This window comes from Verrucomicrobium spinosum DSM 4136 = JCM 18804 (assembly GCF_000172155.1).
Lineage (GTDB): Bacteria > Verrucomicrobiota > Verrucomicrobiia > Verrucomicrobiales > Verrucomicrobiaceae > Verrucomicrobium > Verrucomicrobium spinosum.
In genome coordinates, this window is sequence record NZ_ABIZ01000001.1 from 5,166,512 (window position 1) to 5,180,038 (window position 13,527).

At 55.2% G+C, this 13,527-nt stretch carries 14 protein-coding genes and 1 pseudogene; 8 read left to right on the plus strand and 7 right to left on the minus strand.

Annotation, left to right across the window (positions count from 1 at the left end; genetic code table 11):
• Positions 1–58: 58 nt before the first annotated feature.
• Both VSP_RS21020 and VSP_RS21025 read right to left on the minus strand, forming a co-directional pair.
• Entirely contained in the window at positions 59–298 is a 240-nt protein-coding gene (locus VSP_RS21020) for a helix-turn-helix domain-containing protein (RefSeq protein ID WP_157210990.1), read from the minus strand.
• Positions 299–324: 26 nt separating this feature from the next.
• Positions 325–546: a helix-turn-helix domain-containing protein gene (locus tag VSP_RS21025; protein WP_009963161.1), complete on the minus strand. Its 222-nt coding sequence runs from the start codon at positions 544–546 to the stop codon at positions 325–327.
• Between the two features lie 33 nt (positions 547–579).
• Between VSP_RS21025 and VSP_RS21030 the strand changes: the two genes are divergently transcribed.
• The gene (locus tag VSP_RS21030) at positions 580–1,038 is read left to right on the plus strand and encodes a hypothetical protein (protein ID WP_009963163.1); all 459 of its coding nucleotides are present in this window, start codon (positions 580–582) and stop codon (positions 1,036–1,038) included.
• 2 nt (positions 1,039–1,040) lie between these two features.
• Here VSP_RS21030 and VSP_RS21035 read toward each other — a convergent pair whose 3' ends face one another.
• A complete protein-coding gene (locus VSP_RS21035; protein WP_029190634.1) occupies positions 1,041–2,186 on the minus strand; it encodes a tyrosine-type recombinase/integrase in 1,146 nt (381 codons plus the stop codon).
• Between the two features lie 258 nt (positions 2,187–2,444).
• Between VSP_RS21035 and VSP_RS21040 the strand changes: the two genes are divergently transcribed.
• From VSP_RS21040 to VSP_RS21055, 4 genes are all read left to right on the plus strand, one after another.
• Positions 2,445–4,244 carry a site-specific integrase gene (locus tag VSP_RS21040; protein WP_009963166.1) on the plus strand — a complete coding sequence of 600 codons (1,800 nt, stop codon included), beginning with the start codon at positions 2,445–2,447 and terminating at the stop codon, positions 4,242–4,244.
• A gap of 267 nt (positions 4,245–4,511) precedes the next feature.
• Positions 4,512–5,930 (plus strand): carboxy terminal-processing peptidase, encoded by a 1,419-nt coding sequence (locus VSP_RS21045; protein ID WP_009963167.1) that lies wholly within the window; start codon positions 4,512–4,514, stop codon positions 5,928–5,930.
• Positions 5,931–6,033: 103 nt separating this feature from the next.
• Complete coding sequence (locus tag VSP_RS42490) at positions 6,034–6,804, plus strand: hypothetical protein (RefSeq protein ID WP_157210991.1); 771 nt, start codon at positions 6,034–6,036, stop codon at positions 6,802–6,804.
• Entirely contained in the window at positions 6,791–7,492 is a 702-nt protein-coding gene (locus VSP_RS21055; protein WP_044133619.1) for a hypothetical protein, read from the plus strand. Before VSP_RS42490 ends, VSP_RS21055 begins: the two co-directional genes overlap by 14 nt.
• Before the next feature lie 47 nt (positions 7,493–7,539).
• Here the strand turns inward: VSP_RS21055 and VSP_RS39770 are convergent, their stop codons facing one another.
• The 3 genes and pseudogenes from VSP_RS39770 to VSP_RS44090 form a co-directional block, all read right to left on the minus strand.
• Positions 7,540–8,364 carry an HNH endonuclease gene (locus VSP_RS39770; RefSeq protein ID WP_009963170.1) on the minus strand — a complete coding sequence of 275 codons (825 nt, stop codon included), beginning with the start codon at positions 8,362–8,364 and terminating at the stop codon, positions 7,540–7,542.
• Positions 8,365–8,382: 18 nt separating this feature from the next.
• The gene (locus tag VSP_RS41175) at positions 8,383–9,054 is read right to left on the minus strand and encodes a competence protein CoiA family protein (protein WP_484600328.1); all 672 of its coding nucleotides are present in this window, start codon (positions 9,052–9,054) and stop codon (positions 8,383–8,385) included.
• A gap of 60 nt (positions 9,055–9,114) precedes the next feature.
• Positions 9,115–9,336, minus strand: a pseudogene (locus VSP_RS44090) (competence protein CoiA family protein); the annotation flags it as partial.
• A gap of 167 nt (positions 9,337–9,503) precedes the next feature.
• Here VSP_RS44090 and VSP_RS21070 point away from each other — a divergent pair.
• The 3 genes from VSP_RS21070 (at position 9,504) to VSP_RS21080 (ending at position 12,128) form a co-directional block, all read left to right on the plus strand.
• Positions 9,504–10,154 (plus strand): recombinase family protein, encoded by a 651-nt coding sequence (locus tag VSP_RS21070; protein ID WP_009963173.1) that lies wholly within the window; start codon positions 9,504–9,506, stop codon positions 10,152–10,154.
• Positions 10,155–10,274: 120 nt separating this feature from the next.
• Entirely contained in the window at positions 10,275–10,880 is a 606-nt protein-coding gene (locus tag VSP_RS21075; RefSeq protein ID WP_009963175.1) for a hypothetical protein, read from the plus strand.
• Positions 10,881–10,976: 96 nt separating this feature from the next.
• Positions 10,977–12,128, plus strand: coding sequence for a hypothetical protein (locus VSP_RS21080; RefSeq protein WP_009963176.1), 1,152 nt, complete (start codon positions 10,977–10,979; stop codon positions 12,126–12,128).
• A gap of 444 nt (positions 12,129–12,572) precedes the next feature.
• Here VSP_RS21080 and VSP_RS21085 read toward each other — a convergent pair whose 3' ends face one another.
• On the minus strand, positions 12,573–13,505 hold the full coding sequence (locus VSP_RS21085) for an AraC family transcriptional regulator (RefSeq protein WP_009963177.1): 933 nt from the start codon (positions 13,503–13,505) through the stop codon (positions 12,573–12,575).
• Between the last annotated feature and the right edge of the window lie 22 nt (positions 13,506–13,527).

A 13,527-nucleotide genomic window follows, 5' to 3' on the forward strand; every position in this document is an offset into this window, starting at 1 on the left:
CCCTGGTCTGGCCAGAAATTCCCCTTACTGCGGCGTGTGCCGCTAAAATGTGCACCGGTTAGCCAACAGACACAGCAGAGGGAACCCTCTCCCCTGCTCCGGCGATGCGGCGGTTTGCGATAGCCTGCATGACCTCGCGGCGGGAGAATCGGAGGCACCGGGCCCCGAGCTTGTAGTGAGGCAGCCAGGATGCAGCCCAGCGGTAGGCGGTCACAGTTTCAACAACTGCGATCTTGGCGACTTCCTCGACTGTGATGAGGTCGTCCGGCAGCATGGTGGCGGTAGGTCGTGTTTTCACGGGTTGGCTTTCATTGGGGTTGCCAATCAGGCGTTGTGGGATTCGATGTAGGCCACCAAGCTCTGCCGATTGATGAGGCGACGTCCCTTCAGGCTTCCGGACACCTGGACGCAGTGAGAGCGAACCTTGCCTTCACGCATCAGTTGATATAGACCGCTCCGGCTGATGGAGGAGAACCGGATAGCGTCATCGACGCTCAGGTATGCAGGTGTGACCTGTACTTCTGCCTGCTGATAATGTGCTTGCATACATAGGGACACCGTGTCAATCTCTAGCAGCACATGGCACATAAAAACGGTTCAACGCCAACGGTTAGTCGCGATGAGCTCGCCATGATGGCGGGATACCATCCCCGTCGCATTTCTGCCTTGGCGGCAGCGGGACTCTTGCCGGGTGTGACGCCGCAGAAGTTTGGTCGAGTGACCAGATTTTTCCCCACGGAACTCACTGACACCCTTCTGAAATGGGCGCAAACTGAGAACGAAAGGAGTAGCCAGGCCAAGGCTCAAAAGAGGCGGGTGATTCGTCGAAAGTGGAGGCAGATTTCCCCTTTCACCGCACTGGTACGCCTCGAGAACGCAATCCTATTGAACCTTGAAATTGATTCGATGACCCAGCGTGAAGCGCGGGAATGGAGAGAAAGCTTTCGTAGAGTGTCGGAGTTCTGCAAAAAGCTGGAGATGCGGGCAAATGGCACACTGTCTCCAGAGGCGCGCAACAAGCTTCAGGAGATAACTTAACCCTAAGGTCTCGGTGAGGTGTTGAAATAAGCCTGTGCATCCGTCTTTGTGGCGCGCTCCCGGTAATGGCGGAACACCACTCCCGGCGACGACTGCCCCAGCCACAAGGACACCTTCGGGGCGTCCTCGTGCAGGGCCAGGGCATAGGATGCGAAACTGTGGCGCATGCCATTCTGTTTCCAGGGAAGCCCCTTCTTTGCAAGTGCGATGCGGAACTGTCTTGAGGCGTGGGATTCCAGCCCGTGGCGGGTCACAGCCCCTCCCCTGTCCTCGATCCTGAGCAGCCACATTTTGGCAGCGTCAGGGAGGGGTACAAATCGACGGGCTGCAGTTTTTGATTGTTCGGGTGACACGCTGACAAGGGCCCGCTCGAAATCCACGTCCGACCACTTGAGCCGCTCGAGCTCCGCGGTGCGGATCCCGCAGAATGCCCCGAGCACATGGAAGGCCAGAAGCTCTTGGGGACAGGTCTCCAGAATCAGGCGGAGCTCAGCAGGGGTGAAGATCTCCACCGGCCGTGCCGCGGTCTTGTTCCTCTTGGTATTGGCCCGCGGGATCGCGGCGGGGTTCTCCTCACAATAGCCGCGCTCCTTCCCCCACTCGAAAAACGTGTGCAGCACCCTCTGGAAGTTCCGCTGCGTCTGCGCCGCCAGCCCCAAGCCTTCCAGCCAGCTCCGGACGTCGGAGCGCTCTAGGTCGCTCACTCGGCAATCCGCCGGCATGTCCCCGTAGAATCGACGAAGGCGGGCGCGAACGTCCCCTAGCGACCGAGGGGCCAAGTGATTCCCCTCCCGCGCCTCAAGGTAGCTTTCCGCCGCGTCCTTGAGGTTCACACTCCGCTGGGTCAGGTTGTGCCTACGGAGATAGTCGGCCACCACGGTACGCAGATCGGCCCCCACCGGTTCCAGCTGTTCCCACGCCCAGGTGGCATCTCGCACCCATTCCTCCGGAAGCCCTGCCCCGCGCCGCCCCCGGTTGAGAACCTCCCGCATCTTCTCATCAAAGAAGTCCTTGGCCGCCTTGTGGGTGGGAAACCTCCGCCGGAGACGGTCTTTCCCAGGCTGGGGGTGCTTCCAACGTACTTCCCATTTCAAGTCTGGACGGGCTTCCCATGTGAATTCGTGCAGGGATACCGGGGCTTTGGGCATGAGCACATTTTACACTCTTTTGCCCTCAATTCAACCCGAAAAGCTGTATCAAAACTGTACCACTATCATCCTTCCCTCGCCGTTCCTAGGTCTGCTTCGGTCTTGAAAACCGTTGAAGCGAAAGTTTCCGGGGGTTCGAATCCCTCTCTCTCCGCCATCCCGTTTCCGAGCACCTTAGATGCTTGGACGGCCTTGGTGATCAAGGGTTAAGGTAGTGACATGTCACCCCAGACTGTCACACCTGCCCCCTTTCAAGACATGCCCCGCCAACAGGGTTTGCTGCTTCGCCGCAATCGCTACTACACCAACTTCAAGGTGCCTCTCGACCTCCAAGCCGCCCTTGGAAAGGAGATGATTCGCGAGGCGCTGGGAACATCCGACTATCGGGAAGCGTGCCGAAACGTCGTCTATGAGCGGGCGAGGGTTGCGGCCCTCTTTGAGGATGAACGCCGCAAGCTGGCGGTCTTGAACCCGCCACAGGCCAAGGCAGAAAAGCGGCTGCTCACGGTCATTTCTGAACGGGAAGCCTATCAAATGGCAGCCCGCTATCTGGCGACGTTTGAACACAAGTTCGGAAAATGGATGCAGGATGAAGGCCGCTTCCTTGAACCGCATGAACGCGAGGAAATGCGCTCCAATGTTCAAGAGGACGAATACGATTTGGCGCGGGGAGAGGAATACAAAGGCCAGCCGCTAGACGGCACCCGTGAGTTGCTGCAATTCCTAAAGGACGAAAACATTGAATGCGCTGTCACCAGTCCCGCTTTCCAAACGCTCCGGCCTTTGTTCTTCGCCGCGCATCTTGAGTATTTGGGACGCTCTCAAGACATCCTCAAAGGCGACGTAGCAAGAGAGCGAAACCATCAGTTCAAAGGCGTGCATTTTCATTCGCCGGCGATTGTTGAGCAGAAGAATGGGAAAACGATCAACGATCTTTTAGAACTGCGGAAGCAGACCATTCAGGAGTTCAAGCTGTCCCAAAAAAGCGCCGATGCCTCACAACTGACAGCCCGCCTTCTTCGCGAAGTTTTCGGCGGTGATCGGCAGCTTTCCACTATTCAGCCGGAAGACATCCGGCAACTCTTTGATTTGCTGCGGAGGATTCCCCCGAACGCGACAATGCGCTACAAAGGAATGACGTTGCCGCAGGCTGTAGCGGCAGCAGACAAGGCCGAAGATCAGCGGCGGTTGAGTCCGAAAACGCTGCGCAACAACTACATTCAAATCACTGCCCTGTTCAATCTGGCGATGGGGGAAAAATGGATCAGCGAAAACCCAGTTAAGAGCAAAAGACTGAGCCGGTCATTTGAAGACAATGCTGATACCCCGCCCCGCCCACAGTTCACGATTGAGGAACTGAACCGCCTTTTCCGCTCGCCGCTTCACACGGAATGCAGCCAAGGGAAGGAACGTGGCGGGCGCTTTTGGGTTCCGCTGCTGTCCCTGTTTCACGGCTTCCGCTGCAATGAAGCCTGCCAGCTCTACAGCGAGGATGTGAAGACAGTTGAAGGCATCACCTTCATTGCCATCCGCGAAGAACGGGAAGACGGCAGCAAATGCGAAAAGAAGCTCAAAACAAAGCAGAGCAAGCGCGACGTTCCTTTGCATCCTGAATTGATCCAGCTTGGCTTCATGGATTTAGTTCAAGAGCGCATGGCAGACCGTTCATGCCCTCGCCTGTTCCCAGAGCTTAAGCCCGGCAATAAGGGCTATTTTTCCGATTCTTTCTCCAAGTGGTTCGCCCGCTTCGTGGAATTGACCGTTGGCAGCGGATGCCGGGCCACCATGCACAGTTTCAGGCATCAGTTCAGAGATGCCACACGGGCCGCAAGGCTCCCCGCTGAATCGGTGGCACGTCTAGCAGGCTGGGAAGACGGTGAAGGCCCGGCAAGTCGTCAAATGAACCACTACGGCAGAGGCGCGGGCTACCTCCGCACGCTGGCGGAAGACATCACCAAGATCGAATACCCCGGCCTTGATTTGTCGCACCTTCACGCAACACCCGAAAGAGCAAGGCGAAGCCGCAACCAGTGCCCCGCGAGGATTGAGGCAAAGTGACTTTTCACAGTTGCGCGTTTTCCGCTGACTCTGTAGTTTCGCAGTGCTGGCAGAGATGCCAGCCGAGACTTTAGAACCTCGCGTAAACCGGCGGGCGTGTGCCGCAAACACGCCGCTTCCTGCCATGAACAATGGCCGGGAGGCGGCGGTTATGTCCAAGCCTCCGGCTAAAGGCCGTCGCGGTCGTGTTTACGCGGCTTCTAAACTCTCCGGCCACCCGTTCGGATTCATTCGAGCGTGGTGGAGGAAAGTTTATCAGCCCCCACCATGACCACCGCAAATTTTCGCATTGCCCTTGTTTTCTCCTGCCTCTTTTGGGCGTCACACGCATTCTCCGCAGACGATTCCATTTTCAAAGAGGCTCAAGACGCGACTCTCAAGACCCTTGATTTACCCCTTGGAGTCTCAGGCAAGCAAACGCTCCATATTCGGCTCAAGAGCAAAGGGGCAAACGTGACGTATGAACTTTGGAACGCCAAGCTACACATGCGCTTGAGTGAAGCGGCAGAGTTGAGCGTTGCCGACAAGCTAAACGGACTAGAGCAAGCCCTTTGGCAAGGTGAAGCCGTGCTAACAGCAGGAGCATACAGAATGCTCACGAATCCCGATTCTATCGGACAGGGTGAATTGAAGTATCAGCATTGGAAGGAGACGCCTTCCACCTTTGGCAAAGATGCTTTTTTGGGCTTCGCGCTGCTCAAAACCGCCCAAGGATGGAAGATCAACCCGGCCAAACGTGGAGCGACAAGCAGCAGCGAGCCGCCCTATGACAAGGTGATTTCGCTTTTCACAGAAGCCGCTGAATCGCCAGCCTCGGCTTGTTCTGAAAACGAGGTTGAGGCGGCATTCAGCCAATTGATTCACAGCCAAACCGCAGACATGCTTGTTTTGGTTGAACGAACTTTGCCGACATTCGCCGATTTCATCAATGAGGATAAGCATCACGAATTTCACACCCCATCACTGCAATTTGAAATGCTGCCTTTGACCACAGCTCAAGCCCTGAACGGCGATGCAATGGCGGTTATTCGGGTGGCTTGCCAAGCGCATCGGTTCCCCAAGACGGTCAAATCAAAGACGGCAAAGACGCCCGTGCCCTTGCCGCAAACGAACGAACGGTGGAAAGAGGAAGACGCTGGATTGAAATGGGAATCCGGCCCCTCTCCCGACATGAAGCAGAAGGGCGATTGTGATTACGTCGGCATACGCAAAGACGGCAAATGGACGTTCACGACTTCGGCTTTTTTGTTGAATCCCGTATGGCTTGAAAAAATCGTGCTCATTCCAAAAGGGGAGATTCCAAAACCAGAGGATGAACTGCCCGTTGGTGGCAACGTCGCTAAGCGTTCCCTGACAGGCATAGGTGCTGGGCTGGCAGTGAAAGGGGGCTTCGTAGAGATCGAAAGTCTTGTGACAGGAGGCCCGGCAGAGAGAAGCGGTGAACTCAAAATTGGGGACAAGATTGTGGCTATCAGTGCGGATGATCCGCCTAGCGTTTGGGGCAGAATTGAAATTTCCGACACAGCACCGAAAACCGAGCGCGACTTGCTGTTAAGCGAGGTGGTAAAACAGGTTCGCGGAGCGGCGGGCACGGCTGTTCACCTCAAAATTCAGCCCGCTGGCAGCAATGCCCCCTCACAAATCAAGCAGGTGAAAATCATTCGGGCCGAGATCAAGGTGAAGTGAGCATCCCCATTTTGAACACATGTGCGAGCCTACTAAAGAGAGAAGTCACACGCGCAAAAACCACAGAACATGGCACTTTTGAAGGAGTTCCCCTGTTCAAGCCTTGAATCCATCGCCCTTTTCTCTCGATACACAGTTTCTTCCCGATGACGCCGGGGAAGACAAGATTGATTTGGACTTGGGAAAGTGGCGAGTGTTTGGCCTGACTCCCGGTGATGGCGTGGTTGATGAGTTCAAAAGCTACCTGAGTTCCCCGCCCGAAGACGATGCAGATTTTGCATGGGAATCATCAGCCGTTCCGGGTAGCCCGCCTCTGCATGGAGCTTTTCTTTGCCGCCTATCTGGGAAAGAAGACCGGAAGTTCTGGCTACGGAAACAGGCACTCGTTCACCCCACTGATTCACGCCGCATTGAACCGCCTCTTTGCTCCGGCTTCTGCCGTTTCCGGCTGGATAGCCAACGCCTGCCCATCACGGGAGATTGCATTCATAGCGCCAAGTTGCGCCTCTCCCTCAATCTCCAACGATTCATCCGGCATCAGCCCCCGTATGACGATCTGAGCAAGTCGTTTCGCCCTCGCCTGCAAAAGCGGAAGGATAAACGCTCCATACATGATGATGAACAGTCCTTTGATGGAGAAGACAACTGGCTGCCCGACACGCCCGAATGGCGAAAGTTCGCAGCGAAGAAGCACTTGGCGAAGTATTTGGAATTGATCGGAGACCAAATGGGCAAGGAATTGTCCCGCGCCTGCTCTGTAATCGAAAAGGGCGTGCTACAGCCTAAGCCGGGTGGAAACACTCTGGGAGTTCCGCGCAGACAACCCGATTACCACCGTTTGGGAGCTTGGAACGAAGCTAATGCACCTCTCTAAGGTGGAAGGCACTGCCGCTATGCACGAAATGGAGGTCAAAGAAGCGGGGCGCGTCTTGAACTCGCCCTGTTTTAGCATCCCAATAGCCGAAAACGTGCGATTGAAGCTCTACGCAAAAACCAACAAGCGCATTCGATTCGAGATTGTGCATTCTGAACTCTGGAATCAGCGGGCCGCGCTGCTCAAAGAGGCAGGATTGAAGCCGGAAACAGGCGGGCGCTCATGGAATGAAGTTCCGCACTTGCTCAAAGCACTCCGGCAGCGTGCGGCAAAGCACATGAACAACGTCATGGAGCATTTGAGGGCTGTTCCAACGCCGGAATTGAAGCCCAAAAGGCTCTTGGAACTCCTTGTGGAAGTCGCTTCCGCTGTTCGCCCCACGCTTTCAGCACAAACGCGCATAGACCGGATTCAAACCTTGCTTATCTGGCTCTGTTTTCACAAGGGCTATCGCGGCGGCATCAACAAAGGGCCTTATTCTGATGCCCTCAAGACGCTTGCGGAGCGTGGAATCATCCGATTTGACCACAAACGGAAATTTTACGTTCTCTCAGATGCCTACAAAGACGCCGCAGCCGCACTTTCCTCGATAGCGGGTGATCCGCTTTTGGCCCTGATGGGCGTTGATCCGTCTGAATTCGTTCTGCAACCCACTAGCCTATTGCCTCCCGTCCGTGTCCGTGAGTGACCTTCACCTCCGCCAAGGCTCGCACATGTGTTCAAGCCGCTATCGAATCACCTTAAAGCTCGCCATTCATCAAAGGAACTGCACAGGCGTTGCCCGTTACGAAGATGTTTTTGCCCAACTGGTGTCTTTGCCAGTTTCTCGTGAATCAGATACTCCGTAAGCGCATCAAATTTTTCTGCGGGAAGGTCATTGCGACTGCGTTTTCTAAGGCGAAATCGGTCTTTGATATGCTTTCCTAACCTCGCCCAAAGAGCGTTTTCGTCCTTCTCGATTGGGGACATGAATTTCACATACAAGTCACACAAGTATTCGATGTAACCGGACAAATTGGCGTCTGCACCGATGCTGTTTGCAGCGTGTCCCTTTTTTGACTTCCCGCCTTTGCCATCAACACGAATGTTGATATTGCCCTGATTGTGCCCTGCAACTGAAACGGCAACCGAACCGTGCGAAGCTGTAGCGGAGGCGTTGCCTTTGACAGGTGAGCTTCTGACAGTGCGCTTCGATTTTGCAGAGTTTTTGGCATGAATGCGGGCAGCTTGCTCTGCGATTTCGGAAGTAATTTCGCTTCCTCCGCCGCGCTCGTGCATGTCCTTGATTTCAGTGAGTAGTTCTGCCGTAAACTTGGAAGGGTTCTTGTCCGCCTCCGTGTGATGGGTTGGACAGAGCAGCAGTAGATTCTTGAATTCGTCTCGTGCCTCTGCGGTCAATGTCGGATCATATCGCGGCCCGCCCTTGCGCCTCGCTCTGATATGGCAGATTTCCGCGAGAACCAAATCCCCCACGATGAGAGGAGACTTGCACCAGTGGAAAGCGCACTTGTTGCCTGACTTTGCAAAGAGGCGTTTGATAACGGTGAGGCTAACGGGCATAATTTGTGAATGGTTGGATTAATCCTCCTCGCCAAAGTCTCCTTCTGTTGACGGGTAGAATCGGCGAAAGCGAGGCAGTTCCTTTCGAGGCCACCACGGCTTCAAGACATCCATCCAAAGCAAAGCAGGCGGGATTGGCCTATGTTCACCCCACGACAGGAATGCAGGCCGTTTGCGTGGTTTGAATGCGCGAAGGATGGGAATGGTAGTCTCGAATTCTCGTGGCTTGCGAATGACCTTGTATGGCCGTTCATCCCAACCAGCCTCTTCCCAATATCCGTTTTCATTTGTCCTAAACGGCACCATCCGAGTTGCTGGCCCAAAATGAACAGGCAGGACTTCCCCACCCATACCGTGGAGCCAGTAATAGACACGCCCGAAATAAATAGCGTGTAGGTATCGCTCAATCAGTCGGGGCTGAAAAATGTCTTTTCCAAGAGGCTCTTTCAGCGGCACAACCCAAAGGATGGAAATGCCGCGCTCGTTGTAATCGCGTGTGCGAGCGATCAACTCACGAATTCCGAGTGCTGATTTTTGGATTTCAATCACCACCGGTTTCCCGTTGATTCTACCTCCAATATCCGGCTTCCTCGCTTTCCTCCCGCGAGGCGCATTCGCTTTCAAACGACGCGAATCACAAATCCATCCTCCTTGCGGGCAAGTTCTCCGCAGAGCCGTAAAGATTTCCATTTTGCATTCAAAATGCAGTCTGGATTCTCGTGAAGTATCGAGTGGAGAATGTCGGGGATGATGAGCGAAGTGATGCCGCATTCTCCACGGGTGCCGGACAATCACGTCAGCCAAACACGCCGGACAAATGAACGGGCCATCTCCCTTATGAACACTCGTAGCATGAACAAGGGCACCTGATGTGCTCTGAACAGCATATCCCCGAAGCAATCCAGCACAGCCCGACTCTCTCGCCTCACGAGTGGGCGAAAATCTGGGAGGAAATTCTGGATCGTCATCCATCACAGTTCTCACTCTTGGGTTTTCCTTAGCACACCGCAAACAAATTTGGAAAACTTAACAAAATACTGCGACTCCCTCAATACCGTCGCCGCACATGTGTTCAAAAAGCCCCGTTAGGGCATACTTCCCCCTTGTGGACACACATTAACGCCCGTAGATATGTGTCCATGAACGGGAAATTTGTCGCCTATTATCGAGTTTCAACAGTCCAGCAGGGCCAAAGCGGTCTTGGACTGGAAGCACAGAAGACAGCCGTTGAATCCTACCTCAATGGCGGCAAGTGGAACCTCATAGGTGAATTCGTGGAAGTGGAGAGCGGCAAGCGCAAGAACCGCCCGCAGCTAAACGCCGCCCTCGCTCTTTGCAAAAAGCAGAAAGCCACGCTCATCATTGCCAAGCTGGACAGGCTGGCCCGCAATCTTCACTTCATTTCCGGCCTTATGGAGTCGCGGATTGAGTTCTTGGCAGTGGACAACCCAACAGCCAACCGCCTCACGGTGCAAATTCTCGCAGCCGTCGCGGAAGAAGAAGCTCGCGCCATTTCCTCCCGAACCAAAGCGGCGCTTGCCAGCGCGAAAGCTCGCGGCGTGATTCTCGGCAAGCATGGCGCGAAGCTTGGGAAAGCCAACCATGAGAAGGCCATGCAAGGAGCACAGGATTTAAAGGCAACGATAGCCAGCCTCCAAGCGAACGGAATCAGTTCTACGCGAGGAATTGCGGATGCCCTCAATGCCCAAAAGATCGTCACGCCGCAAGGGAAGCAGTGGCATAAGACCTCTGTTCTCCGCCTTTTGAAGCGCCTCGAAAAAGCCTCTTAAACTCCGGCCTTTCGTTGCCCTTCAACGTCTTGAGCTAGCCAAGTAAAGTGCTACTGTAATCATGCCTTGGTTTGGCTTTTGCGCATTGATAGTTCCGGGCACCCCCCTGAATGCTTCACCATGCCCAAGCCCGCTTACATCCATAAAAAGCCAGCCAAAAGGCCCGGCAGGCCAACGCTTTTGAACCCCACACGGCAAGCCGCGCTTTTGGAAGCAATTGAGCAGGGAATGCCACTGAAACACGCTGCCGCAGTCGCGAGCATGTCTTACGATACGCTCAACCACTGGCAGAAGCGGGGAGAGAACGAAAGCGCCCCAGAAGAATATCGCCAGTTTTGCCAGCTACTCCGGCGCTCTCAAGCCATCGCAATGCAGGTGCATCTCTCCTCAATTTGCGATGCGGCAAAACGGGACTGGCGGGCCGCTGCATGGATGCTGGAGCGCCGTTACCCGGAAGACTTCGCCAGACAACAGCAGTTTGAACATAGCGTATCGGATGGAAAACCTTGGATGCCAGCCCCGGACTTACAGCATGAGGTTTTGATTCGGATGCAGAAGCAAAGAGGGATTGTTGAAGTCTTTAAAAAGTTGGGAGGCATCATCCAAGAAAAGCGAATCCAAAGGGAGGAAGCCGCCAATGCCGAAAGAGAAGCCGCCACACTGCAAACGCCGCTCGCTTTGAACACCAAAGTGGCGAAGCCCAAGCGTGCTCCTTTGCGAGAGTGAGCCGCAAGGAAGTGCCGGTTTAAGCCCCATGCCAGAAATTTAGAAGCACCAACCTCTACGCGCTTGGATTTTATGTGATTCGTGCTCCTTTATCGCATGATTGGAAAGTGCGTTTACCTGAAAGAGTCTTTTACCCCTGGGTCCGAAGAGCATGTGCTTCAAGCCGCATTGGGCGCACGTTGGAAAAACGGAGACTTCATTTCGCCAAAGGCGAACGCAAAATTTTCGGTGATGGATGCTCAACTCATCGAGACAGTTCATCCGTTCCGTGTGCTTCTCGGAGCGGAGGGGCAATATGGTCCGGGGTCACCGCTAAAAAACATACCGGATAAAGAAGGTAGGAAATATCGGGTAGAATCAGGTGGCGACATTTCCCTTTCGGAACCGTTTGTTGAAGTGGAGTCCTTACCGGATGGAAGCACCAAAATTCACGCTCAAATTGCCAACTCTAGCCAAGCACAGTGGGCTGCGGCAAAGATTGTGACCTTGGCAGAACAAGCCAATCCGGGAAAGACACTTTGTCAAAAATCGCTTGCTGAGGCGATCCATCAACAGGGTGAAAAGGTGCGAGCGCGTCTCACTTCGCCACTGCATTTTCAGCTTAAACTTGGTGGACTGGACGCATTGAGAGCAATCACAAAGTCTGCATTTAATTTGCTAGCTGTTTCAGCCCCACATCTAGCAATAAAGGACTGTTTCGATCCCGTGCGGCGTTTCATCTTGGATGGAGATGGCAATATGGAAGACTTCATCAGGTGGGGAACGGGCGATGCTTTGAATCAGCCTAGTATTGGCCCAGTCGATCACTTTCTGGCAGTTTGGTCTGACCGAAATGGAGTGTGGGGACACTGTCAGCTTTACGGAGCATTACTGCACCCGATTAAGCTCAGCAGTGAGGATGTGGGGGAGGAATTTGCTTTCAGCTACTTGGTTGATCCTTTGCGTGAAGCAAAACCTGCCGAGCATCGCAACTTGAGCTTTCAACCCTCAAACCTACAACGTTTCGACCAAGCCGAAGAAAAACCCGGTCCTCCTGTTTGGGCCGGTGTTTCCTCACGCACAGAGAAGATTCTAGCACATTCGCAGCTTCGTATGGCGATGAAGGAGGTGGAGAGAATCATTGAAGAGATGCTAACTCCACATGATGGCAAGGTCTTGACTGCCCACATGATGAGTGAGGTGAGTGAGGCCGTTGCCTCTTACGTCGCTAGTCTTTTTGAACCTCGTGATCAATCAGAACTGAACTGACAAAACACGAGCAACAAGAGGGGCGGTGAGGAAAACGCTTGCGGATGTCACACCGAAGCGGCACACTAACGCCCGATGTCACTGGCGTAAGCCCTTGATTCTCAAGGAAAAAGCGGCAGATGGGTATTCTCCCACCCTCTCCGCCAGGGTGGCAAAAACGAGGCGCCTCCCGCGCGAGATACTCGCCGCCCTTTGCGGACGCGACCAGGCTTCCGACAGCCAGTCCGAGCCTGGTCGCCCTGTCGCCAGTTTTCATGGCTCGATACGGCGGCCTCTGGTTTGAAAGCCTCTACGAAGTGGAGGACGATATCCTGCCCAGTCTCCCGCCGCCCCGGGTGTGGATAGGCCAGGAAGATATTGGGGGGCACAGATCGTTTTTCCCAGGGCAGGAACCACGTCTGCTGCCACGCTTTGCAGATTGACAATCCTCTGGTCAACAGAATGTTATTCCTTAAACCCGACCACTCCCCTCCTGCCGCTTTCCATATAAGCCTTCGGGGGCAGACCCAGCTCCCGGCTGAAGGCAATGCTGAATCCGCTGGCTGATTCATAGCCGACGGCGAGCGCGGTTTCTCCGACGGTCAGCTCTCCCCGGCTTAGCAGATCCTTGGCCAGGGCAAGACGCCACTGCAGCAGATACCTCAGGGGCGTGACCGTCATCACCCGCAGGAAGTGCTCGGCAAACGAGGAGCGCGACATCGAGGCTTCGCGAGCCAGCGTGGCGAGCGTCCACGGATGGTCCGGATGGGTGTGAATGGCTTGCAAGGCGGCGGCAAGCCGGGGATTCCGCAGGCCTGCCAGCAATCCCGTCGGGGCCACTTCCTCCGGAACGGATCGCAGAGACTCCACCAACAGGACTTCCACCAGACGACTTAACACAAGCGACTGGCCAGGACGGGTCGTAAGAGCTTCCCGCTTGATCAGCTCCACCAGAGCCGTGACCCCCTCCGCAGCCGGGTCCCCGGCGCGCAGATGCAGCATCCTGGGCAGCAGCCCCGTGAGCACCGAAGAGTTGGCGGGATCAAATTGGAAATAACCTCCCAACAGACTCGCCGTGGGCTCTGCTTCGGGATCGCCATGAATGGCCACCTCCACCTGCTGCCCGGAGGGAACGGGCTCAAGCAACTTGGGCCGAACCTTCGGGTCACTGGCCAGGGTGAAGCGGGGCGTCGCCGGAAAGAGCACAAAGTCCCCGGTGCCCAGCATCTGCGCGGGCTCGCCATCCGCCGCCAGCCAGCAGGCCCCCTTCAGTACGAGGGCATAACTAGGATGCCCAAACGCGGAGTAGCGTACACCCCAGCGGCCCGCGCCGTGCACGAGCTTGGCGGCGACAGCCTGGGGTTTGAGGAGGGTGACGATGGCGGAAAGGGCATCCATCTGGACGATCTACAATGCAAAG